Consider the following 1,124-nt stretch of genomic DNA (forward strand, 5'->3'; position numbering starts at 1 on the left):
AAATATATTCTATAGTAGTTTCATTATTTTATTTTTTACCAAAGTTGCTACAAATAAAAGGATTTACAGAAAGTTTATGGTATGATATTATTTGCTTTATCGCAATTATTTCTTTGGCCTTTTTTGAATTAAAACAACTTTTAAAATTTGACAAATTAAATAATACAAATAAATTTAACCAAAGAATATTATTAGTAATATCAGCATTAATCGTGTTGATAGTTGTTAGAATTTATTTCTTAAATTAAAACAAGAGGGTTTTTAGAGAAGTGTAATACTCTTTATGTAGAATAATTAGAATTTTGGTAATACTTTCCAATAAGGTGAATAAAAAAAGGCTGTCTAAAACTTTCCAGACTATGCTGCTCCCCAAAAAACGTACAATTTTTTGCTTTAAATTAAGATAGAATTAAAAACCTTAAATTAGCAGAATTATGTCAAGAACAAGAAGAGTATTTGGAAAGGATTTTAAAGCAAAAGTTGTTTTTAGAAGCGTTAAGAGAGAAAGAAACATTAGAGGTTTTAGCTAAGAAATATGAGTTTTTACCGACCCAAATTTCGATCTGGAAAGCCGAGGCGATTAAGAATATATCGGCAGTTTTCAATCAAGAAAAAGCAGTAGCAAAAAAAGCAGAAATTCCAATTGAAAAGTTTTTTGCAAGAATTGAACAACTGACTTTAGAGAATGACTTTCTAAAAAAAAAGTTGAGCTAATGCCATTGATCGAGAGAAAGAACATGGTAGATTTGAACGAAAAATTGAGTCTATCTAAACAGTGTATATTATTGAATATCAACTGGAATTCTTTTTATTTTTCACCAAAAGGGGAAGGTTCTGAAAACCTATCATTGATGGAATTATTAAAAAAAAATATCATGAAACTCCTTTTTCGGGCTATCGCAAGATTACTGTTTGGTTTGAACGCCATGGCTTTGTGGTTAATGAAAAACGAGTTCGACGCTTAATGAAATTGGTAAACTGGCAAACGATTTACCGAGAACCACGCACGACAATTGCTGTTAAAGAACATAAAAAGTATCCGTATTTACTCAAAGGCTTAGAGATAACACAAAATAATTAAGTTTGGGCTACAGACATTACATATATCCCTACGTGTCGATTTT

4 protein-coding genes are annotated in these 1,124 nt (G+C 29.4%); all 4 read left to right on the forward strand.

Features of this window, described 5'->3' with window-relative positions; all coding sequences use genetic code 11:
• On the forward strand, positions 1 to 248 hold a 248-nt coding region (locus A3SG_RS22585), incomplete at its 5' end, for a hypothetical protein (protein ID WP_035664774.1).
• A gap of 208 nt (positions 249 to 456) precedes the next feature.
• On the forward strand, positions 457 to 714 hold the full coding sequence (locus tag A3SG_RS0118340) for a hypothetical protein (protein ID WP_016991441.1): 258 nt from the start codon (positions 457 to 459) through the stop codon (positions 712 to 714).
• Positions 714 to 965 (forward strand): hypothetical protein, encoded by a 252-nt coding sequence (locus A3SG_RS22590; RefSeq protein ID WP_029596908.1) that lies wholly within the window; start codon positions 714 to 716, stop codon positions 963 to 965. The genes A3SG_RS0118340 and A3SG_RS22590 overlap by 1 nt, the downstream gene beginning before the upstream one ends.
• Positions 905 to 1,081 carry a hypothetical protein gene (locus A3SG_RS23185; protein ID WP_410501008.1) on the forward strand — a complete coding sequence of 59 codons (177 nt, stop codon included), beginning with the start codon at positions 905 to 907 and terminating at the stop codon, positions 1,079 to 1,081. The genes A3SG_RS22590 and A3SG_RS23185 overlap by 61 nt, the downstream gene beginning before the upstream one ends.
• The last annotated feature ends 43 nt before the right edge of the window (positions 1,082 to 1,124 follow it).

It is taken from the genome of Flavobacterium sp. ACAM 123 (genome assembly GCF_000264055.1).
Taxonomy (GTDB): domain Bacteria; phylum Bacteroidota; class Bacteroidia; order Flavobacteriales; family Flavobacteriaceae; genus Flavobacterium.